At 46.0% G+C, this 23029-nt stretch carries 10 protein-coding genes and 1 pseudogene; 4 read left to right on the top strand and 7 right to left on the bottom strand.

All coding sequences use genetic code 11. The annotated features are described in order from the left end of the window. Nucleotides 1-382: 382 nt before the first annotated feature. Nucleotides 383-1507, top strand: coding sequence for a TauD/TfdA family dioxygenase (locus IXB50_RS20065; protein WP_215610778.1), 1125 nt, complete (start codon nt 383-385; stop codon nt 1505-1507). A 138-nt stretch (nt 1508-1645) separates the two neighbouring features. Here the strand turns inward: IXB50_RS20065 and IXB50_RS20060 are convergent, their stop codons facing one another. The 5 genes from IXB50_RS20060 to IXB50_RS20040 form a co-directional block, all read right to left on the bottom strand. Further along, a complete protein-coding gene (locus IXB50_RS20060; RefSeq protein WP_215610777.1) occupies nt 1646-2485 on the bottom strand; it encodes a phytanoyl-CoA dioxygenase family protein in 840 nt (279 codons plus the stop codon). A 170-nt stretch (nt 2486-2655) separates the two neighbouring features. Further along, nucleotides 2656-3282 carry a class I SAM-dependent DNA methyltransferase gene (locus IXB50_RS20055; protein WP_215610776.1) on the bottom strand — a complete coding sequence of 209 codons (627 nt, stop codon included), beginning with the start codon at nt 3280-3282 and terminating at the stop codon, nt 2656-2658. 125 nt (nt 3283-3407) lie between these two features. After that, nucleotides 3408-4400, bottom strand: a complete 993-nt coding sequence (locus IXB50_RS20050) for a hypothetical protein (RefSeq protein ID WP_215610775.1) — start codon at nt 4398-4400, stop codon at nt 3408-3410. Nucleotides 4401-4761: 361 nt separating this feature from the next. Further along, nucleotides 4762-5640, bottom strand: a complete 879-nt coding sequence (locus tag IXB50_RS20045) for a phytanoyl-CoA dioxygenase family protein (RefSeq protein ID WP_215610774.1) — start codon at nt 5638-5640, stop codon at nt 4762-4764. Nucleotides 5641-5674: 34 nt separating this feature from the next. Continuing rightward, nucleotides 5675-17233 (bottom strand): polyketide synthase, encoded by an 11559-nt coding sequence (locus IXB50_RS20040; RefSeq protein WP_215610773.1) that lies wholly within the window; start codon nt 17231-17233, stop codon nt 5675-5677. Between the two features lie 365 nt (nt 17234-17598). Here IXB50_RS20040 and IXB50_RS20035 point away from each other — a divergent pair. Continuing rightward, nucleotides 17599-17793: pseudogene (locus IXB50_RS20035) on the top strand (response regulator); the annotation flags it as partial. A gap of 18 nt (nt 17794-17811) precedes the next feature. Beyond that, nucleotides 17812-17949 carry a response regulator gene (locus IXB50_RS20030; protein WP_215610772.1) on the top strand — a complete coding sequence of 46 codons (138 nt, stop codon included), beginning with the start codon at nt 17812-17814 and terminating at the stop codon, nt 17947-17949. 190 nt (nt 17950-18139) lie between these two features. Here the strand turns inward: IXB50_RS20030 and IXB50_RS20025 are convergent, their stop codons facing one another. Together IXB50_RS20025 and IXB50_RS20020 are read right to left on the bottom strand one after the other, a co-directional pair. Further along, the gene (locus IXB50_RS20025) at nt 18140-19270 is read right to left on the bottom strand and encodes a response regulator (RefSeq protein WP_215610771.1); all 1131 of its coding nucleotides are present in this window, start codon (nt 19268-19270) and stop codon (nt 18140-18142) included. 159 nt (nt 19271-19429) lie between these two features. Next, nucleotides 19430-21295 carry a mechanosensitive ion channel family protein gene (locus tag IXB50_RS20020; protein ID WP_215610770.1) on the bottom strand — a complete coding sequence of 622 codons (1866 nt, stop codon included), beginning with the start codon at nt 21293-21295 and terminating at the stop codon, nt 19430-19432. Nucleotides 21296-21842: 547 nt separating this feature from the next. Here IXB50_RS20020 and IXB50_RS20015 point away from each other — a divergent pair. After that, a complete protein-coding gene (locus IXB50_RS20015) occupies nt 21843-22682 on the top strand; it encodes an NmrA family NAD(P)-binding protein (protein ID WP_215610769.1) in 840 nt (279 codons plus the stop codon). The last annotated feature ends 347 nt before the right edge of the window (nt 22683-23029 follow it).

Here is a 23029-nt window from a genome sequence, read left to right as displayed (position 1 = left end):
TATCATCAAGCAAGTACAGGTTCTCAACCATAACAACCCTTAATCAAACTCAATCAGGAAACTGGGCTGATTTCCCTCAGGTGAAGCTTATTAGAGCAGAACAATGTAAAATCCTGGTAAAATCTTCATCTCAAAAGATACTTGTTACATTTCGTTACCTTTGTCCTTCTGACCAAAGTTAACACGTCACAAATACACTAACGATTTTAGGGATTTCTAAGTTGAAGAATTCTGTTACGCTTTTCAATTAAGGGTCACCTTTGTTTGTATACATAGTAGGGTGAACTTTGACCTGGTTGCCTCGTTCAATTTGGTTAACAACTTAGTCTGAACTTCGGTATGCCAAAAATTCGGAATTAACCCTGGATAGAAAGAACAACCAATGAATAGAGCCGTAATCACACATATTGTTCAATCTTCTGATGCTTTAAAAATCACCTGGCAGGACGGTAATCAAAGTACGTTCAACTATATTTGGTTGCGCGATAACGCTCCCAAAAATAATTTTTCGATTGGCAAGGGAATGGCGATAAGCTTCGACATTCCCCTGGATGTCACACCCATCAGGGTGACGCTAAATGAAACACTGGACATTGAGTGGGCAGACGATGAGAATATATATCAGTTTGATCCGGCATGGCTATGGGCAAATGCATATAAACCTGAGGAAAAAAATAAACCTCAGTCACCGCTGAAACTATGGAGAGCGGTTGATATTATCCATAACCTACCCATTTATAGCTATCCCCAGCTTGTATCTGACGAAAAGAAATTGCGCGATATGCTCCAAGACGTAAATGACTTGGGTTTCGCCATCTTGCAAGATGTGGAGCAAAAGAAAGGTATGGTGCTCAAAGTTGTTGAGTTGTTTGGCTATGTTCGCGAAAGCCAGTATGGCAGGTTGTACGATCTTAGAATGGAACCTAATCCAAAACACTTGTCATATACCAATCTGAGGGTCCCTGCCCACGTGGATGGACCTTATCGTCATTCCATGCCAACCGTGCAATTGATACATTCCTTAGTCAACAGTGTAGACGGTGGCGAGAGTACATTGGTTGATGGTATTTTCTTAGCTGAAGAATTGCGGCGCATTGACCCTACTGCATTCCAATTGTTAGCAACAACACCTGTGACCTTCCGCTACGGTGATGATAAGTCCGTACTCGAATACGAAGGTACAATCATCGAGACGAATCGCGAAAATTGTATAACCGGTGTTCGTATGAACCCTATAGTTATTCAGCCGTTTTACATTGAACCTCAAAAAATGAAGGATTTCTATGCGGCATATCAGCAATTTGGACGTATGACTGAGGATGACGCCAACAGAATCGTCACCAAACTAGATGCTGGTAACTTACTTCTCTTCAAAAATCAACGTATCTTGCATGGCCGTGAAGAATTTAAGCCTAATAAAGGTGAACGTTATCTGCAGGGTTGTTATTCAGATGCAGATGACTTAGGAAGCAAGCTGGCAGTTCTTAATCGTAAGTTTATCTCTTAGGCCACAAACTTAACGTGGGAAATTTCCCCAAGGGTAAAAGCCAGGGGCTAGAATCAAGTCCCTTTCTGACTCCTGACTTCTGACCCAGTCTAGATTTCCCACGTTAAGTTGAACGCTACAATAGACTGACCATTGTTCTCACTTTGTTCGAATAGCAAAATTAGAACGGCTGGCCTCAGACTCTACTGGGGGTAGTTCATCTTCTTCAAAGAGGACAGACGTATAGTTCCGCTCTTTCAAAGCAGTGTCAGATACTTTGATTAAAGGCTTATAGCGATGATGTTCTTGCCCTTCTAGTCGCCAAGGTTCATTTGAGATGGTGTTATAGGAGGAATAAAATAAGTTGCGGGCATAGTTACTGCTGTTTTCATCACCCCCATGGATAGTCTTACCATGGAAGAAAACCACATCGCCAGGTTCTTGTTCACAATAAATAATTTCATGATTTTGCAGAGCGTGCTCCACAAGGTGTTGTTGGGAGACGACTGAGTTACCCTGGGACTGATTGTCAAGCCGGGCTAATCGATGGGAACCCTTGGCAACTTTTAGGCAACCGCTTTCTTGGGTGCTTTTGCTAATTGCGATCGCACAGGACAACATATTAGGGTATAAACAACCATCATTGTACCAGGTGCTATAATCTTGATGCATGGGATTGCTGCCTTCACCGGGGAGTTTTCTCACAATTTTTGAGTGCCAGTGATAACATTCTTCTCCCAGCAAGCTCTCTACCGCATTCACCAATCGATTTATGCGGGGCAACACACCCAACATAGAAGACCCTAGATCAGTCCAGTAGATCAATTTAAAGACTCTGCCATCATCCCAGGTAACGCTGGTTTGGGCATTCTTGATGCTCGGATCTGCCTGACAGGCCTGTTCTAAAGGGGTAAGTTCATCTGGATCAAATAAACCAGGAATCACTAAAAAACCATCGTCGTGGTACTGCTGAATTTGCTCTCTAGACAAGGAATACATTTATGTTTAGCTCCTCTGAATCACTGCTCAAAATTCAATGTGTATCTCTTCAGACTCTAATAATGCGATGGATCATGTCCTTTTTAAAAAGGACTGTAAGTTTAGCAAATCTCTTTGTTTGAACACAGGCGATGTCTTCGTCGGTTAAACAAAGTCTGGATTGTATCCTGCTAGCAAACTTTGTAGACCCAAATTTGATAGCAGATATCTGGTTCAAGCTTAGGTAAGGGTTGGAACGCTTCCCCACGAGAAACTAACTGCCAGTGATCTGTTTTTTCCAAAGATGTCATTTTAGTCTTAAAATCACTTTCTTCGTAAAAATCAGTCACTAAGGGGAAAATGATATATCCTCCAGGCTTAGTGATTCGAATTAATTCGTCAAATGAGTCGCTGGGGGCATGACCATAGGTTAGAACACCTACACTGACGATACCGCCAAAGGAATCTGTAGGAAATCCAAGGGGTTCACCCATAACTTTTTGATGGAGAGCAGCATAAACATTTTTTTCTGCCGCTTTCTCTAACATTCCTACAGAGATATCAATGCCCTCCAAATTAGAGTAGCCCTGCTCGGATAGCACCTTGCCAACTAAGCCTGTGCCGACACCAGCATCTAGAATTTTTGCATCTTTTGGTAAATATTGAGCCAGTGTTTCCACAACTCGTTGTGGACCAATATAACCGCCTCTATCCTCTAAATCTTTGTCGTAATCATTGGCCCAAGTATTATAACGTTCAGCTAATTCTTGCTCATTTTCAGAATTATAAACCCAGTTAATTCGATCTTCTACTTTCATAATTTCCTCTTCTATGACGCGCCAGTGGAAGTACGCCCATATGATCAACGACCCAATCAAATAAAATAGAATTCTTGTACTTGTTTCTAGTTAACCTGACAATACCACTAGACAAAATAAACAGACTAAAAAAGCTTTCTAATAAAATTTGTTTCAGCGCAAAATTCAGCAGGCATATAGGCAGGTGGAAGCAGTGAAATAAACTTTTGAATCATTGATTCATTATTGGCAACCACAAATTCATAGAAATTTGTACTATTCCATGTCAAATACCCATACTTGAAGTGTTTTTTGAGAGCATTAACGATAGTGTTAAAATCAACCTGATGTACTTCTATACCTTTTTTGACAAAAGTTGCATCTTTCCATTTATTCTCTTCTTCTGAAAAATAACGGGACTTAAACTTTTCATCCTTTATTCTCTCAAGCCTTTCATATTCTTGAGTGGTTGGTTGCCTGAGCTTTTCCATAACAATCATTAATCCATCCTCCTTGAGCAATCTTTTTAGGTACTTGAGTTGTTTTACTCTGTCTGAACCGTAAAATTGAAAAGTAGCACTTGTATAAATAAAATCAAAACCATCTGTATAGATATCTAACTCAGGTTTAGAGGCAATAAGTTCTGGTGTCATTTCAAAAAAACCACCATGATAAAATTTGGAATGATTGTGATTACATAGGCTATAGAAGTTTTCCTTATTCCCCATAGTAGGAGAATCCGTAAGAGTTTTAATTAAGCCATGGGAATATTCTGCAATTGTGTTTCCCTGTGCACCATCAGCACCGGATGTTTCGTAGTACGTAAAACAACTATTATTATTTTCTGAAAGATGTTGAGCGAATCTACATAAAGCTATTCCCAAACGGCACAATTCTTCAGTTATAAATGGAACACTTGCACAATAGTGCTTATAAAAATGTCCCATATTTTTCTGTAACAAGTCATGATACACAACAAGATCTGGGTCTTGGGATAAAAACTCTAAATTTGCTTCTATGGGTTGCTGAGGAGCCTGAATCTTTCCTCTCGCTACCTCCTCAAAGAGGTTGAAAAGAGTCGTCAACCGTGCACTCTTCATGGATTCATCACAATACTTTTGGTAATCACTATCAGTCATGATTTTTTTAGGGTAAAATTCCAATTTTTAGAGACGTTGTAACCATATTGGATCAATCTCATGCAACTAAGTAGGTTATCCAAATTAGGCTTCAGATGCCGAGGCCCCCTTCCATCCCACTTTCTTGAATGCCCCTTGGGCTATATGCTGGGGGAGATTAGACTCAAAGCCCCCAGTATTGAGGGTTTGGGGGCATGTTCAAGGAGGTTAAACTCCTGATCTTTCATCTTATAAAAGATTAGACCGACCTACTTAGTTGCTTCAGAGAGATCGCTAAGTTTTCTCTTGTTTTGATTGAATTCCTGTGTAGCTTGACATAACTAGCCTATCTCCTTATAAATACCGATAAGGCTCCAATAGTCTAAGGATTTTGAAACTTAGTTGGGTCGTCATTGTACCAATCCCAGTCCTTGATATCCGATTCAAATCCTGATGTATAAAGTTTGTCCTTAATCGCAGAATCAGGTAATTTTTCCAGGGGGATACAGGGATGAGCTTCTCTATATTCCTCAGATGGCTGATTGGAAATCGCATTGTAATGACAATGCATCAGAATCCGAGTCTCATCTGTTTTATTCTGTTGAGAACCATGTATTGTGTTGGAATGAAAGAATACTGCATCACCAGGATCCATTTCACAATCGACGAGTTCTAAGCGTTCTAAAACCTTTTCCATCCGCTGTGGATCACACCGAACAGTGTTTCCGACCTCAACATGGTTAATTCGTCCCAATAAATGAGACTTTTTTATAACTTGCAGACAGCCATGGGCCTTAGTATTCTCAGTAATTGCGAGAGTACATGTCAAAAATTTGTCAGGGAAAAGGCAGCCATCGTTATACCAATAAAAATAGCCCTGATGCCAATCGACACAACTGTCGTCGTGGGGAGGCTTTTGTACAATCTTTGAATGCCAGTGATAACAAGTATCCTCTACAAGTGTCTCAGCTGCCTCAACCATCCGAGCAGTTCGAGTCATAACACTGACAAGACTGTCATTTAGGCCACTCCAAACCGAGGCATTCCAAGATTTTCCCTGATGATCAATCACAGTTTTAAGGGCATTTCCTAAATTCGGATCTTCCTTGCAAACTGATTGAACTAGCTTTACTTCTTCAGCATCGAAGAAATTCCGGGCAATAACATATCCGTCGTCGTAGTACTGAGAAATCTCAGCCTGGGTTAAAGGACGGATTGTAGAAAATCCCGTGTTAGATTTTGGTGTAATAAGCTGAGACATAGATTCCTCCTTCTTTTTATTACTCTCTTGCTTTCTACGTAGTAAGGTCGGGGACTTGTTTGGTGACGATTTTTAGTTGCTTTGCCAATAGCTGAACCTGGGGCTCCATCATCATAGTGAAATGATTTCCGGGTACTAGCTGGAAGTTTAGTTGAGGAGCCAATTGGCTCCACCCCCAAGTGGGGTCTGCCTTCGTCGCTTCAAGATCGGGGAGAAACTCATACATGGGAGAAACTTCGCTAGCGCGTAAAAGCAGTACTGGTCCAGGGTAGCAGTCCTTGGGGGCGTATTGGATCGTTGCTTGAGTGTTGGCTTTATAAACTCGCACCAAGCGAGCGAGATCGATGCTTGAATACATCTGACCATTGGCTTGTAGTCGTTTGAGGAAATAATCAATTTGTTGTTCTGGGTTGAGGGTTTGGAGGTGATCGATAGAAACGCCTAAATCTTTGCCTAACGTGCTTCCCCATTCGTAAGCAAGATAGGAGATATATTGAGCATCGTCCCAATGCTGAATCTCTTGAGTTTTGTCTGTTCCACTGGGGGGAATATCTAGGAGGACCAGTAACGATACTTCTTGACCGCGATCGCATAACTGCTGAGCCATTTCAAAGGCAACTTTGCCGCCAAAGGAATGACCGCCTAACCGATAGGGCCCTTGGGGATGAACTGCCTGAATCGCTTTAATATGGTGGGCGGCGATCGCCTCAATCCGGGTATGCGGCTCTACGTTTTCATCCAGTCCTAGGGACCGTAGTCCATAAAACGGCTGCTCCAAACCGAGATATCGAGATAGTTGATTTAGATAAAAAACATTCCCAATGATACCAGGAACAAAGAATAAAGGAGGTGTGCCCCCTTGGGGTTGAATAGGGACTAAGGTAGAACAGAAGGACTCCGGACCACTCCTCCCATTTTGAGAGGATGGCAACGGGGAACTAGCCTCATCGCTCCACATCAAAACATCTGAGGCCAAATAGTCTGCCAACGATGCCAAGGTGGGATGGTCAAATAGCAGCGTCGATCGCAGGGAACAGCCCAGAGTTGATTGGAGGCGATTTTTCAATTCAATGACCATCAAGGAATCAAGTCCCAAGTCAATTAAACGCTGCCCTGGCTCGATTTGCTCAGGATGCTTTAACCCCAGTGTTTTCGCAATCTGGCCTCGAACACCCGACATCAATAAATCGTAGCGCTCGGTGATGAGTGCAGATTCTAACTGCTGGCGAAATTCCACCGCGATTTGCTGGCCATTGTTTTCCCCGGCTACTGCGACTAAATCGGCAAACAACGGTGCACTCGCCCATTGCTGTTGGCGAAATTGGGGCCAATGGATTGGAACCGCACCCATTTGAACAGGCTTTTTTAAGAACGCCCGCTCAAGCACCTGTAGACCTGCCTGAGAGTCAATGGTGCCGATACCTAACTGATTCAATCGTTCGATCACCTCAGGTAGTCGGGCGGCGGCTCCAATTTCACCCCATGGTCCCCAGTTGATAGTGATGGCGGGCAATCCCTGCGCCCGACGATAGGCGGCCAGGGAATCGAGAAATGCATTGGCTGCCGAGTGGTTGGCCTGTCCTGCAGACCCGAGCAGCGACGCACTCGACGCAAACAGGATGAAAAAGTCTAAGGGGGACTTGAGGGTTAAAGAATGTAAATTCCAAGCGCCCTGAACTTTGGGGGCCATCACTCGGGCAAAGTTATCCCAGGTTAATTTTTTCAGGGTACCGTCATCCAACACACCGGGTGCATGGATAACCCCCCCCAGAGGTAACGGGGATTGTTCGATTTCGGCTAACACTTGGCCGATTTGGTCCGCATCAGACACATCTGCGGTGCGGGCAATCACCTGCGCTCCCTGATTTGCGAACTCGTCTAGTAGTTGCTGGGCTGTAGGGTTGGGTTTGCTGCGTCCTACTAAGACCAATTGTTGTGCCCCCTGCTGCACCATCCAATCGGCAACCAGTAATCCCAAGTCTCCTAAACCCCCTGTAATCAGATAGGTGCGATCGCTCCGGAAGGTAACCGACTTATGTACATCTGAGGTAGTGGTTTGTGGAGGATATGAAACCACAATTTTACCTGTGTGTTTAGCTTGTTGCATGTAGCGGAAAGCGCTGACCACATCTTGAATGGGGAAGGTGGTTCGAGGCAGAGGCTGAAGGGAGCCCTCTTCAAACTGCTGCATTAGGTGGCGCAGCATCGACCCGATCTGAGTCGGTTGCTCCTCAAATTCCCTGGCCAAATCGACCCGATGGTACGCCACATCGGGGCGGGCCTCAGCCACCTGTTCCGGTTGCCAAATACCTCGTTTTGCTAGCTCTAAGAAGCAACCGTTCTGAGCTACAACCCCCAGGGTCTTTTCCACAAATCCTTCACCCGTCAGAGAGTTAATCACAACATCAACCCCCCGCCCCGATGTCTCGGCCATGATCTGTTCAGCAAATGCCAAGGTGCGGGAGTTCATAATGGGTGAAACGCCTAGGGATTGCAGCGCTGGCCACTTAGGAGAACTAGCGGTTCCAAATACCTCAGCCCCAGCCAGCTGGGCCAGTTGAATCGCGGCCTGGCCGACCCCACCAGACGCCGCATGAATTAAGACGCGATCGCCTTTAGCAACCTTGGCCTTGTGATGCAAACACCAGTAAGCGGTTAAAAATACGGCAGGAATGGTTGCCGCTTCTTCAAAACTCAAGACGTCTGGTTTGGCGACGACCAACTCGGCTTTTGCGATCGCGTGCCGAGCAAAACTTCCTTGGGCGATTGCCACCACTGGGTCTCCCATAGCAAACTCGTCTACCCCTTTACCCAAGGCAACTACCCTGCCCGCACATTCTGTGCCGAGGGGAGGATTCCCAGGGTATAAGCCGAGGGCGTTGAGGACATCCCTGAAATTTAAGCCGGTTGCATACACCTCAATCTCCACCTCACCCGGCTGCGGTTGCGATCGCGTTGTGGACACCCATTTCAACTCATCCAGCGTTCCCCGTGACGATAGGTCTAGACGGAACGACTCAGCCTGCATCCAATCTGCATCAGACTTGCTGCGGGCCAATCGCGCCACATAACGTTTCCCGTTGCGCAATGCCACTTGATCTTCGATGCCCTCCACCGGTTCACCCGCGAACAGTTCCTCAAACAGGCCTGGGGCTAAATCCTCCGTGGCATCGGGGTCTAAATCTACCCGCACACAATTCAGTTCTGGGTGTTCTAGGGCAATCGCTTTCCCCATACCCCACAAAGACGATTGAGCTAGCCCTGGCACCACAGGAGATACGCCCACCGCTTGTGCTCCCTGGGTGACGATCCACAGAGATGAAGCATGCGAATATTGCTGTACCATCGCCTGCACCAGATTCAAGGTACTACCGCAGCATCGTTTTGAGGAGGGTTCTAAATCATCAATAGGTAACGCTGCTGGTACGTCTAGACTCCAAAGATGCACCACCCCATCCACGTTAGAAATTGTTTTAAATAGCTGTTGGAAATGGTCTGGTTGGTCTGGATCTAAGCGAAACTCTTTCGGAGAAACCTCTTCGTACGCTGTTCCAGGAAAGACTAGAATAGACTCCTGATTTTTGTCATCGAGCTTGGTGGCCAATTGTTGACCTCTTCCCTGACCATCGGCAAAAATCACCCAACGTCGAGAGGGTTCTGTTTTCGTCTCGGCAATGGTTTCCGTGCCAGAGCGTGCCAGAATCACTGCCTGAGGCATCACCGTAACCCCATCGGGCACGCCTACCTCTGGCGAAATGGTGGTCACTTGCTCAAACCCATGGTCTTGTAATAGCTGTCGCCATTGGAGAGTGTTGAGCAAAATATAGGACGGTCGCAGGTGAGTATCGCTAAATTTCCACCATCCTTCCAGTAAACCAAAGGTCAAATCCACCCAGCGCACAGGGGCTGTTCCTTCAATTTGTAGCAGCATCCCACCAGGGGCCAATAGCTTGTGAACATGTTGTAAGGTCACACTCAAATCACGGGTGGTGTGCAAAGCGTTGGATGCAATCACCACATCGTAATAATGAGGTGCAAAACCTTGGGCTTGGGGATCGTTTTCGAGGTCTAAGGTTCGAGCCTGTAAGCATGGATACTCACTAAATTTCTCTTGAGCTTGGGCCACGAACAGCGCACCAATGTCGGTAAACATATATTCGGTGCGATCGCCCGGTAAATGCGGTAATAGATGAGCTGTAGCACCGCCTGTTCCGCCGCCAACCTCCAAAATTCGCCAGCCACGGTCTTTGGGCAGATGATCTAATACGGATACAATCGCCTGTTCCGTCAGCAGGTTCATCGTCCGCAGCATGGGAGACTCGCGGTAGAGTTGGGTCAGCGTCGTGTTATCGCCATTAGGAAACAACAAATCCAATGAGTTACGCCGTCCCTGCATGACTTGGGCAAGGAAGGGACCGCAACGTTTCAGCAATGTTATCTCTGCTGGTGCGTCTGGGTAGGAAAACTTACTGACAAGGGTTTGAGGGTCTTGAATCTCAGGTACACGGATAACTTCCCACTCGTCTCCATGCCGTTGAAGGATAGCTTCTTCGCCAAGAATAGCCAACAAACGCTCCAATAATCGATGGTACTGGCTAACAATACCCAGGTCCGTTGCCATTTGTTGGGTGGAGAAACGCCCTTGCGGTTGGAAGACCCATCCCAATGATTGGAACGCTTCCAGGACAAAGGCAACACTCAAGGTTTCGAGCTGGGCGAAGGCCTCTCCATAGCTGGCGATGTTGGGCTGATTCATAAACTCCACAAACATCGGTTGGAGAATGTGATGAATCTCGGTTGGACTGGGCAGGTACTCTGGCGGCAATCCATAACGTCCCTGGGTGTGCCACTCAACTTCATACAACCAATCCTGCCAAGATTCAGCTACCTCGGTGACAATATGTTGACGGCTCACCTGCTGGAGCTGCAAGCCTTCTAACTGGGCAACAATCTGTCCATCTGCGTCAAACACCCAAAAATCGACCTGCAAACAGCGTTTGCTCTTTTGCAAACGCCGTTTGCCCCCATCTTCGATGGGTTGTTGTAATTGGGCATACCCCCATGCCTGCTGCCCTGGACGAGCGTACAAGTGTAGACGATCACAGCCCACGGGCACATAGGTGATTCCTTTGGCCTCATTTGGAGAAACGATTGCTTCTATGACTTGAAGACAAGCATCCAACACCACTGGATGCAGAGAGTAATCTTTCACCTCTCCTGCCAATACAGACTCAAGCTCAATCTTGCCAAGGGCAATATCTTGACCATAACGCAGTTGGGTGACGACCTCAAAACTGGGTCCATAATTCAGCCCTTGTTGTTGGAACCGTTGGTACAGAGCTGTGCTAGGTATTTCATCCGTACATTGTGCTTGGACTTTACTGAGATCAGGCTGAGAATCCCCTCTTTGCTCACCCTTCGCCACTGCACCAGCAGCATGGCGTACCCAGAGTTCTGCTGATTCGCCATCGTTGGGAGTAAGACTATAAATTTCAAACCGATAACAATTGGGTTCGTCGGGGGTTAAAACAACTTGAACGATTTTACTCCCATCTGCGGGTACAACCAGTGTCCGCTCCAAGGCAATCTCTTTTAAGGTCAGAGCTTCTGCACCCAGGGCGATTTTACCAGCCGCCAGAGCCATTTCCATATACCCAGTCCCAGGGAACAAGATTGTCTCAAACACGCGATGGTCCTTGAGCCAATAGGGCGAGTTGGGGCCAATTTCGGTCTGAAAACGCAGTTCTTTGCTTCCGGCCAGGGATAGAGATTGACCCAGCAAGGGATGAGAAGATTTTGAGCGCTGAGAGGAGAGTTTTGCATACTGATTGTTGGCATCCGCCTCGATCCAATAACGCTCTCGCTGGAAAGGATAGGTGGGCAACGGCTGCCGATGGCGCTCGTAGTCTTGGTCAAATCCAACCCAATCTACTGTCAGCCCGTGCAAATAGAGCTGAGCCGTGCTGGCCAATATCTGTTGCCAATCGGTTTGGGGTGGGCGCAAACTGGGCAACCATAATCCCTCATCATCCGGCAGACAATGACGAGCCATTCCCAACAAAATTGGTTTGGGACCGATTTCTACAAATATCTCAGCCCCCTGCTGCTTCAGGCTCTCTACACTAGCGACAAATTGTACAGGCTGGAGAATATGACGACACCAATAGTCTGGCGCAGCAATTTCATCGGTTGCTACAGTTCCGCTGACATTAGCAATGACCTTAATTTGAGGTGGGGCAAAGTTGATCCCTTGAGCCACCTGCTTAAACTCATCTAACATAGGTGCCATCAACGGAGAGTGGAAGGCATGGGAGACCTTAAGGTGCTTGATTTTAATCCCCTGGGTGTCGAGAGCCGTAGCAACTGCATCAACATTTTCTTTTTTGCCTGAGAAGACAATGCTCTCTGGACCATTGATGGCCGCAATCGACACCCCTGGTGCATGAGCCTCAATAACCGCACGCACCTGTTGCTCAGAGGCGATCGCTGAAACCATCGCGCCTCCAGCCGGTAATGCCTGCATCAACCGTCCTCTTTGGGCAATCAGCTTCAGTCCATCGTCCAGACTAAATACACCTGCAACACAAGCCGCGACATATTCCCCCACACTGTGGCCCATGACCACATCCGGCCTGATGCCCCAGGATGTCCAGAGTTGAAATAAAGCATATTCCAAGGCAAACAGTGCTGGTTGAGTGTAAGCCGTTTGATGAATAAGCTCCTGGGTTGCCAGGTTATCATCTGATGGGTACAACACCTCCAGTAATGGGATGTCCAGGTCGGTTCGTAGAATCTGATCGCAGCGTTCGATGGCTTGGCGAAATGTTGGTTGAGTCTCATATAATTGACGACCCATCCCTGGATATTGGGAGCCTTGGCCCGTAAAGAGGAACGCAACTTTGCCAAGCTTATTGGGGGCGTCCTTTCCCTCCCTATACGCCGGGTCAAAGGTTGTCAATTGCTCACGCAGCTCAGGTGCAGAATCAGTTACGAATGCTACACGATGCTGGAAATGCTTGCGCCCAGTATTGGCGGTAAAGCAAACATCTGGAAAATATATGTCATCTGTAGAGTCTATATAGCTGACATAACGATTAACCAGTTCCTCAAGAGCGTTTTCAGTTTTAGCCGATAGGGTTAGAAGCTGTAAGGGACGTTCTCTGGTGTCTTTTTCGGTTGCCGGTTTCCCTTTTTCTGGTGCTTCTTCTAATACCACATGGCAGTTGGTGCCGCCCATGCCAAATGAACTGACGCCCGCCCGCCGAGGAGTGCCGTTGGTCGACCATGGGGTCAAGACCGTATTCACATAAAACGGACTGTTGGCAAAATCAATATTGGGGTTGGGCCGCTGAAAATGTAAACTAGCTGGAATTTGCTGATGCTTAAGGGCCATCATCGTTTTGATCAGTCCGGCAATCCCGGCGGCCTCCGCCAAGTGACCAATATTGGTTTTCACCGAGCCAATGGCACAGTAGCCATTGGGTAGGGTCGGCTGCGGTGCCATGCGCTGAAAGGCTTGGGTTAACGCCGACATCTCAATCGGATCGCCCAGGGCTGTAGCGGTGCCATGGGCTTCTAAATAGGTGATAGTTTTTGGGTCCACATTGGCCCTGGTCAGGGCTTGGCTAATGACCGCCGCTTGGCCATCCACCCCAGGCGCACTATAGCCGATGCGAGCAGCACCATCATTATTAACAGCAGACCCTTTGATCACCGCATGAATGGTATCGCCCGCCTCAATCGCTTGCTCCAACCGCTTGAGAATAACCACCCCCGCACCGTTGCCAAAAACGGTGCCCTGAGCATCGGCATCAAAGGTGCGGCAGTGGCCATCGGGGGAGGCAATGCCCCCCTCTTCATAGAGATAGCCAACCCGTTGGGGAGCCACAATGGCGGCTCCCCCTGCGATCGCTATTTCGCATTCCCCCATGAGCAAGCTCTTGCACGCAGAATGTACCGCCACCAAAGACGTAGAGCAGGCGGTTTGAACATTCAGGCTCGGTCCTCGCAGGTTGAGCTTATAGGCAATCCGAGCCGGTAGAGAAAAGGATGCATTGCCCAACCTCACCTGCATATCCGTCAGGGACTCCAACATAGTCCGATGACCTGAGAATCCTCGATTGGGATGCACATTGTTAAGGAGGTAGGTATTAAATCCGGCCCCCACATACACACCGATTAAGCCTGGATAGATCTCTGGGTTGTATCCAGCCTGTTCAAAAGCCTCCCATGCACATTCCAGCAACACGCGCTGTTGTGGATCAATCAATTCTGATTCGCGTGCACTATAGCCAAAGAAAGCGGCATCAAACTGATCGCTATCCGACAAAATTGCCCCAGCCTTGACATAGTTAACTTGCTGCGCGGCTGTCCGATCACTGATTTCGAGATCGTCATCCTCAAAGAAGGCGATTGACTCTACCCCATCCCGAAGATTTTGCCAAAAGTCTTCAACCGTGTTGGCCCCTGGAAATCGTCCAGCAACACCAATAATGGCAATATCGCCAGTCGCTGTCGCAGTAGAATCTAGAGAAACAGTATCAGGTTGTGGATCGATAGAACCGACGTGAGGAGACTGTTTTTCTGGCGTACTGGTCTTGCTTAGATATTCGGCCAGCCCTCGGATGGTTGGACACTGAAATAGCGTAACGATAGATAAGCTGGCATCTATTTGCTCGACCAGTTTACGATGAACTTGGGTTAGGAGCAGTGAATTTCCCCCCAAGTCAAAAAAGTTATCGTCAATGCCGACATCTTCAAGCTGAAGCATATCTTTCCAGAGAATTGCAATCTCCTGCTCTAATTCCGATGTGGGCATTACCAGCTCCACATCTAACTCTCGTCGCCGCATATCGGGCACTGGCAGAGCACGACGATCCACCTTGCCATTGGGAGTTAAGGGCATCTGATCCAACATGACAAAAGCAGCTGGGACCATATAATCTGGTAGTTGCTCTTTTAGATGTTGGCGTAAACGGGGTTCCAGCTTACCTGTAATCTGGGTGGTTAAGGGATTATTACCGTATGTGGCCCAAGGCTGATTCTGACTGGATCCCATGGGATAGGTGGCCACGGGATAGATATGTTGTCCTCGTTGTAAAACAACATCATACTGATCCAGTGCGTTTTCACCAGAGCTGTATACGTAAGGGGTATAGCCGAGATCCTCAGCCAGATGCCACCAAGATTCCAGCTCGATGCCTGGGTCGGTTTGTTGTCTTAATGCCTTTCGTAACTCACCCACATTTCCAGGATTCTCCTGAGTCAGCCTTTGAATCAGGGTCAGAGGCCCGATCAAACGGGGATTGACAATTCGCCTGATGCCTAGCACCTCAGGTTGAGTCTCTTGTAACACTTGACGAATGCTAGCCAAACTTTGGTGATTTGGTTGCCATTCTAACCACTGAATCACGGGTTCTGGCTCAACTGGCTTACCAATGTGGAGAATGGCATCATACCGAAACTTGGTGAGTTCGTTGTTGTCACTGCCCCGTTTAAGCTGAATCTCGACATGACTAATCTGCGGTACCCGCTGCTTTAAGGCAACAAAAAAATCTGGTGCAATGGTTAAGTCTTTTTCCGTTCTCAGACTTTTTTGAATTCGCTGATAAAGCTGTTGCCCAGACAGTGAATCAGGGGCTTTGTAAAGCTGAGTATCAGCATGAAAGGCTTCCAGCCATGAATAACTACGAACATCGCCAACAAAAATAAAGCCGCCTGGTGTCATGCGCTGGGCAGCGCGCTCTAAAACATCAGCTAAATAGTCAACGCTGGGGAAAAATTGCAGAACCGAATTAATAATAACGGTGTCAAAGTCGTCGGGTTCAATGTCTTCGAACCTGTCTGCTGTTTGCCGCGCCAGGGTTACCTTATCTTGCCAGTTTTGCTGTTGCACATACTGCCAGACGTAATTCAGCGCTTCCTGGGATATATCGATGCCGTAGTAATGGTGACAGGATGGTGCAATACGAGACAATAGCATCCCAGTACCACAGCCAATTTCTAACACGCGTTTGGGCTGGCAGGAGAGAATTCGAGTCACCGTCTGGTCTACCCAACGCTGCATTTCCTGTTCCGGAATTGGCTGACCTGAATAACTGTCATTCCAACCCACCAGGTTGAGCATGGGGTCGGCAACTGAGGCTAACTGACTGTAGGTAACATCAATCACATCCTGCCATTGGGCTAATTGCTCAGCTTGGGTTTCAGCATCATCTTGGAATTGAGGAACAACATAGGCTACAAGGCGTTTTTCCCCTAGGATATCCTCCCGTGCCATCACGACCGCTTCCCGCACATCTGGCTGCTGATAACAGACGGCTTCAATTTCTCCCAGTTCAATCCGAAATCCCCGAATTTTAACCTGGTGGTCAATACGACCCATATATTCAATGACGCCATCGGGTAAGTAATGAGCCAAATCCCCGGTTTTGTAAAGTCGGGCATTGGGGTTCTCACTAAAGGGATCAGAGATAAATTTCTGAGCTGTTAGTTCTGGCCGATTGAGATAGCCTCGACCCACCCCTAACCCACCAATGTGGAGTTCTCCTACGTCTCCGGTCGGAACGGGGTTAAGCTCTGGATCCAGAATATAAATCTGGGTGTTGGTAATGGGACGTCCAATGGGGACACTGGTGCTGTGGCGATCTCGCTGACATTGCCAGTAAGTCACATCAATGGCGGCTTCTGTCGGACCGTAAAGATTATGTAACTCAGCCTCTAGACGTTCAAAAAATCGATCCCTAAGCGCACCAGGTAAGGCTTCTCCACTACAAATTACTCGTTTGAGCGAACGACACCGATTAAGTGTTGGTTCCTCCAGAAAAATTTGGAGCATGGAAGGAACAAAATGCAGGGTCGTAACCTGTTCCTGGGCGATGAGATCGACTAAATAAGCACTATCTTTATGACCCTCAGGTTTAGCAATGACCAGACGAGCCCCCGTTATTAACGGCCAGAAAAATTCCCAAATCGAGACGTCAAAGCTAAATGGGGTTTTCTGCAACACTCGATCACTGGCGTTTAGCTGATACTCTGTTTGCATCCAGCACAAACGATTTACAATCCCCGCATGGTTATTCATCGCTCCTTTGGGCTTACCCGTAGAGCCGGATGTGTATAGGGTATAGGCCAGATGGTCGGTGCCGACGGCACTCGTAGGGTTCGTTTGGGGAAATTGTGCGATCGCAGACCAGTCAGAATCCAGATAGATCAGATGGGCATCCGTCTGGGGAAGTTCGTGTTGAGCCGCTTGACTCGTTAAGACAATTGGCACCTGAGAATCTGACAACATATAGGCCAGACGCTCTTTAGGATAACCGGGATCAAAGGGAATATAAGCGCCTCCAGCTTTTAGGATACCAAGCAGACCAATCACCATTTCCAGCGATCGCTCAACACAGATTCCCACCAACCTATCGGGTTTTACCCCTAACGCCTGTAACTGGTGAGCCAGTTGATTGGCCCGTTGGTTTAGTGCTTGATAAGTTAGGTGCTTCTCCCCAAATGCAACAGCAATAGCCTTGGGTGTTTGCTCCACCTGGGATTCAAATAAGTGATGAAGACAATCATTTTGAGAAGCGTAAGCAATCATAGTTACCAGGTATTGATGTTGTTAAAAACCGACCAACGATTTGACTCTGTAAGCATTTTAAATCATTTTCATACATCTTTTTGGCGTTTTCAAAACAGAATTGCCTCTCAAAAAGGATCGGGAGACTAACGTTTCTCTTATTGCCTTAGATAATAAACACAAAAAGTAAAATCTTGGTAAAATCCACGCTTAAATCTATTTTCTTTGTATTTCGTTATATTCAAGGGCTCTCACGAATAGTTGCCTAATATCAAGGAAGTCAAAGGAGCAATTGCTATTCACACTAAAAGTTACCAGGGTGATTGCACTATTTTGTAGCCAATGTACTTGACAAATAGTGATGACGCGAACAATGGCGTTTATTAACCCAATGGCTAACAGACGCTCAATTTAATATTCAAACTGCTGATAGTAGTACTACAGCCATGCAAGTATTTGAGCAATGGCATCCCCATTTAATTTTGTTGGATATTCATTTACCTGATTTTGATGGCTATGAGGTAGCTCGTCGTATGCGGGGACAGTGGGCTGGACAAGCTCAAAATGATTCGAGTCATTAGCTAGATGATGATGAGCCAGTGATTTTAGCGATTACGGCAGGTGTTTTGCAAGATAACTATGCGGATCTTTTAGCCGCTGGCTGTGATGATGTAATTTGGAAACCGATTAAGACTGAAACCCTATTTGCTAAGATTGCAGAATATTGCGTTTCTTAAGAAGTGAGACCCATCCCGCCTTTCAGGCACCCTTCCCTAGAGGGGATGGCTGTAGGTACACTTTACTTCTAGGAGATTATTTTATGAAGGATAAGAATGCTTGACGCACCCATCAGAAACTTTCCCCTCCTGGGAGGGGCTCCGGGGTGGGTGGGCCGATAGCGCTAGTGACCGAGACCCACCCTGCCTTTCAGGTACCACTCCTGGGAGGGGATGGAGCTAAACGAATATAGCCTTGATAAAAGAGAGGACGATTATAACTATCCTGAATCAAACAAATTTGCTCTACAACGTCTAAAACATTGTTTTGCTGAGTTTTAATTTTGGCTGATAATATCCTTCCTTTATCCGGAAATTGAAGACATAAGGTCCATTGTTCTTGATGGGCTCTATGTTCATAGATTTGCTCCCATAGGTTTGTCACCTTTGAAATCATATCTTCGGTAGAGTCATAGCCACATAGCTGGGCAAACGCTTGGCTGACCCGCAAGTAACGTCCATCCAATGTGGCTCGAAAGAAATAGGTCGCTTTCCCATCTTGAGGATGAAACGCTATATCTTCGGCAAGATAAGAATCAGAGAGGCCAATTAATCGCTGAGCGTACTGTTGTCGATTTTTTAATTCATTGACAAGCATGTCATCGGTCAAGGTATCACCAGGAGAATAGGCCTTAAGATAGCGATTTACACATTTTAGTAAATTGTGGGGTTTGAACGGTTTAGCTAAATAACCCACACGGTTTTGACATTGTTGTGGCTGAAGATTGATAGTATCAACTCCACTCAGGAAAATAACTGGAATATTCGCTGTGTCTGAGGACTCTTGCAGCTTTTGATAAACCTGGTAGCCATCTATATCAGGTAAATTTACATCCAGCAAGATGAGATCTGGCTCCAGGGACGGTATCTTGGCTAAGGCAAGTTGCCCGTTAAGCGCGCTATCGGTACTGTACCCAGCTTTGGAGAGCAGGGTTGTGACTAATTTAAGCGTTTCTATCGTATCGTCAACAACAAAAACCTTGGCATTGGCAGGATGAATGGTGATACCATACCCGAGCCACCAAAGGATTTGGCTGGTAATATCCTCTAGAGCTACCTGATCTCGCTGACTTTGGGCATGTTGATGAGAATAAATAAGCTGTTCTAGATATAAGACGACTTTCTCATAACTGTAATTATTAGGATAGAGAAAATGTAATCTCTCGGCTAAATCGTAGTTACTAGCCTTCTCAGTTCGAACTAAATCAAGAATGTTCTGGGAATCACAGGTTCGCTTGAGAACTCGCCTGAGATAATAAGCGCAGGATGGTAAAACATTCATAGTGGGCAACGACATAAGTGGGCTGACGATCAAGGTATAGCCAGCATTTCAGACAATTGCTATGGGATGAAGGCTCCCTCACTCCATAGTAAGTCTGAGGGAACCCTGAGAAATCGGTATATTGAAATAATTTAATGCAATACCGACTTATGGGAGGCCTTAGTTTGCAGCGGTTAAGGATGGTAGGGAAGCATCTTCTACATCTGTAGAATGGGCCGCAACTTCACGATACTGGATAGGACTCACTAACTCGATACCTGCCTCGGAAAGGCGCTTTTGCAGTGCCTGGAGCAAGTCAACATAGGCATACCAGTAACGGTTGGTAGGAGACCAAGCTTTTAGACCAACTGTCAGATAATAGTCATAGCTATCGTTGTAAGGAAAGATAGTAGGACCTGGATCGGCTAACGTATCTGAATTTTCAGCATTGATCTCGTTCCATATCGCTGATAACTTGTCAAGATCTGTTGTAAACTTGACATTTATTGTGAAGGACAGCTTACGAGTATCTTGGGGGGTATGGTTTTTGATATCACCGCCCCAAACATTATTGTTAGGTAGGGTAATGATCGTGCCATTAAAGTCTCTGAGCTTAGTGTTGGCCAATGAAATTGATTGCACATAGGCGTAGTAGCCTCCGATAGTAACCTCATCACCGACGTCAAAAGGCTTAGTGATCAGCAACATCAAGCCACTAGCAAAGTTGCCTAAGTTACTCTGTAACGCGAATGCTAAGACAAAACTTGCACCACCGACAACGGCCAAAATCGGACCTAGGTTTACCCCTAAAGCTGCCAGTGATAGCAATCCACCAACGACCAATACAGATCGTTCAACGGTTGTAACAGTGAATTCACGAAAGAGGTTAGACATGCCGTCAATCTTACTCAACAGCTTATTTGATAACTTCCCAACCCGTGGGGCAACTATAAAGGCTCCTAGAAGAATACTGCCAAATTTTAATAAGCCAATGCCCATTTTAATGCCACCATCTTCAGCCTGTAACCAGGTCAAAAGTCTAATCTTGATGCCCTGGGCATCTGTGACGTCAAAATCTAGCCCACTGACTGCTTTGGTATAGCGGTCGTAGGTGGTAATATCTCCACCTTTCTTCTCTAGTTCGTCAAGAACTAATTGAATTCTGGTCAATAAATTTGACCGTCTTGTTTCTAAAACTGTGGCCTGGGCAATTAATTGATTACGAATTTCTTGCTGAACATCTTCGTTCACTAGGGGAGGATCAAATACAGGCCACTCCTCTAATGCCTTATAGGCCTGGTTTACCTGCACCTTACGCTGATCGATCGTTTGACGAGTTTTTTCATAGGCACGATCACTAAAGAATGGTTCATCTAATTTTGCTAATGCTAGGTCATAGCGATTAATTGCTCTTTCTAAGTCAGTAACTAATGTATTAGCTTTGCCTGCGCCCTCTTCCATGGAGGAAATCTGTTGTTTTGCCCGAGTGATTAACTCTCTTCCTGTATTGACAGCATAATTGCGCTTAGCTTCCGCAAAGATCTCTTTAAAGAGGGGGTCAGACTGAGCTAAAGTTGTATTTTTTTCAACTTCGTTTAATTCTCGCTCAATAGCATCAATCTCAAACTGAGGAGCATTTGAACTCCTTGCTTGTTTAAGTTTAGCCAAAAGATCCTTACGAAATGTGAGCTGGTCGTCCTCTTGTTCAATGGCCAGTTCTAACTCACTAATGGACTGCACCCGTTGCCGTAGATGTTGAACCCAGGCATCTGCCTCAACTATAAGCTCTTCAGCGGTCAAGGGGTTGAGCAATAGCTGCAATTGTAAGGTTGAAATATCAGGATTATTAGCACTGATAGCATTTGAGGCAGGCTCAGTTTGCTCCTCTATCTCAACGTCTTCTTCAACAACAGTGGTTTCAACAATGGCTTCTGTTTCAGAGTTATTTTCCTGGGATAAGGCTGGAGGACTTACAAATGTAAACAGTGCTAAAAATCCTGTGGCCGCCAATACTTGAAATTTAATTAGAACAACAAACTTACGCATCGTTTTAACAGATTTTGGGATAGAAGACTAACACAACCTAAGGGCACCCTATGTAAATGTCTCTGTAGCTGCATTAGCCACTGTCAAAGACAGAAGTGCATCTTAAACCGTTAGTTGCTAAGCAACGAACTCTCATCTAACTCAATGAGTTTACTGATTAGTTCGATTCTAGATGTGACTTATTTAAGCAGACAAAAGTAAAAAACTGGTAAAATCTACTACTAAATATTTTCGTTACATTCATTTACCTGTGATGCTTGTCTAGGCAAAGTGCTGCCCAATAGTGGCAGATAAGTCTCAAGGGAAAAAATTTCCTTTAAGCGTTCAAATTGCTTAAATACCTTACGAATCAGGTTGAATAAAGATTTCAACCTGAATAGCTAAATATGCCTCTTTAAAGAGTAGAAAGTGCGTTGCGCGTAAATAGCTATAAAATTTTACCAGGATTTTACTTTTTATTGTTTCACTTTTTTGCAGGACTCTATGGGGATAGCTGACTAATCTGTCTCCATAATCAGTCAGGTTTTAGAAAATCAATCTAAAGACTATGAAAATATTGCTAATGGGAGCTACCGGTAATGCCGGGACTCCAGCTGTGAAAGCGCTACAGGCTAAAGGTATTCGTCCCACTGCTGCGGTCAGAGATATTGCCAAGGCTAAGGCTCATTTGGGAGAAGATTTGGATTTTGTCCACTTTGACTACACCGATCCAGGTACGTTTGACTCTGCATTAGACGGTGTGGATAGACTTTTCTTGATTGCACCTCCAGGGTCAAAAGATCCGGCAATTGTGCGTAAAATCATGCAGGTTGCCAAGGATAAGGGGGTAGGTTTTATTCTGTTTCAATCAGGCAGAACATCAGGCAGCGTTGAGGGTAAACCCCTCAATCAAATTGAAAAGGATATCAGTAATAACGATCTTAACTGCTGCATTCTTCGACCAGCCTGGTATATGCAAAACTTTCATACCTGGATGGGAACAACGCTAGAAGATGATGAAATTTGTTTGCCGACCGGAAAAGGGAAGATAGCGTTTATCTATTTGCAGGATTTGGGGGCTGCGATCGCAGAAATCCTCAGCACTGACGGTCACGGTGGCAAAAACTATAATCTAACTGGAGCAGAAGCACTAGACCACTACCAGGTCGCATCCATCTTTTCTGAGGGAACAGGTCGCTCAATTGAATATAAAGATCTTTCCGATGACGATTATGTCAAGAAAATGATCGAGAAAGGTTGGACCGAAAAGTCTGCAAAATACTGTGGGTGGTTGTTTAACCGTGCTAAAAATGGTTCTGAAGAAGAAATGACTGCAGATTTATCAAACTTATTAGGTCGAGTACCTAAAAGTTTCTTGGAATTTGTAAAAGATGAATTTGGCTCTTAAGGGCTGAAGATTTAATAAGGGATCTGCCAATAAATAGAATACCCGTTTGAAATTGGGTTGTAGGATTTCCTCCCCTTACGTTGGCGAAGCCTGCCCTTCGGGCTTAGGGGAGGTGCCGTAGGCGGAGGGGTTTCGACCGATAGCGCTAGTATCGAAACCCCCTCCCTGACGGTTCCCCTTCGTAAGGGGAACCAATTGTCGCCAAGCCTCTCAACAGGTACATTATTTTCCCGTGCATCCCTAACTTGCCGATCTCTCCCTTCTCGGGAGCTATCCATTAGGCAGAAGTCGGTGAAACGCCTATGGTTGCTAACGTTTGGCAGCCAGTTGCGCACCTTCGAGTAAGT

It is taken from the genome of Leptothoe spongobia TAU-MAC 1115 (genome assembly GCF_018739885.1).
In the GTDB taxonomy this organism is placed as follows: Bacteria; Cyanobacteriota; Cyanobacteriia; order Phormidesmidales; family Phormidesmidaceae; genus Leptothoe; species Leptothoe spongobia.
The sequence above is the reverse complement of the archived record's forward strand: the minus strand, read 5'-3'. Positions and strand labels throughout refer to the sequence as shown.

Excerpts from the sequence above, each read along its gene's own strand:
- IXB50_RS20055 (WP_215610776.1), bottom strand. The coding sequence starts at position 3,282 with ATGAAAGTAGAAGATCGAATTAACTGGGTTTATAATTCTGAAAATGAG.
- IXB50_RS20015 (WP_215610769.1), top strand. The coding sequence starts at position 21,843 with ATGAAAATATTGCTAATGGGAGCTACCGGTAATGCCGGGACTCCAGCT.
- IXB50_RS20050 (WP_215610775.1), bottom strand. The coding sequence starts at position 4,400 with ATGACTGATAGTGATTACCAAAAGTATTGTGATGAATCCATGAAGAGT.
- IXB50_RS20045 (WP_215610774.1), bottom strand. The coding sequence starts at position 5,640 with ATGTCTCAGCTTATTACACCAAAATCTAACACGGGATTTTCTACAATC.
- IXB50_RS20040 (WP_215610773.1), bottom strand. The coding sequence starts at position 17,233 with ATGATTGCTTACGCTTCTCAAAATGATTGTCTTCATCACTTATTTGAA.
- IXB50_RS20020 (WP_215610770.1), bottom strand. The coding sequence starts at position 21,295 with ATGCGTAAGTTTGTTGTTCTAATTAAATTTCAAGTATTGGCGGCCACA.
- IXB50_RS20025 (WP_215610771.1), bottom strand. The coding sequence starts at position 19,270 with ATGAATGTTTTACCATCCTGCGCTTATTATCTCAGGCGAGTTCTCAAG.
- IXB50_RS20060 (WP_215610777.1), bottom strand. The coding sequence starts at position 2,485 with ATGTATTCCTTGTCTAGAGAGCAAATTCAGCAGTACCACGACGATGGT.
- IXB50_RS20065 (WP_215610778.1), top strand. The coding sequence starts at position 383 with ATGAATAGAGCCGTAATCACACATATTGTTCAATCTTCTGATGCTTTA.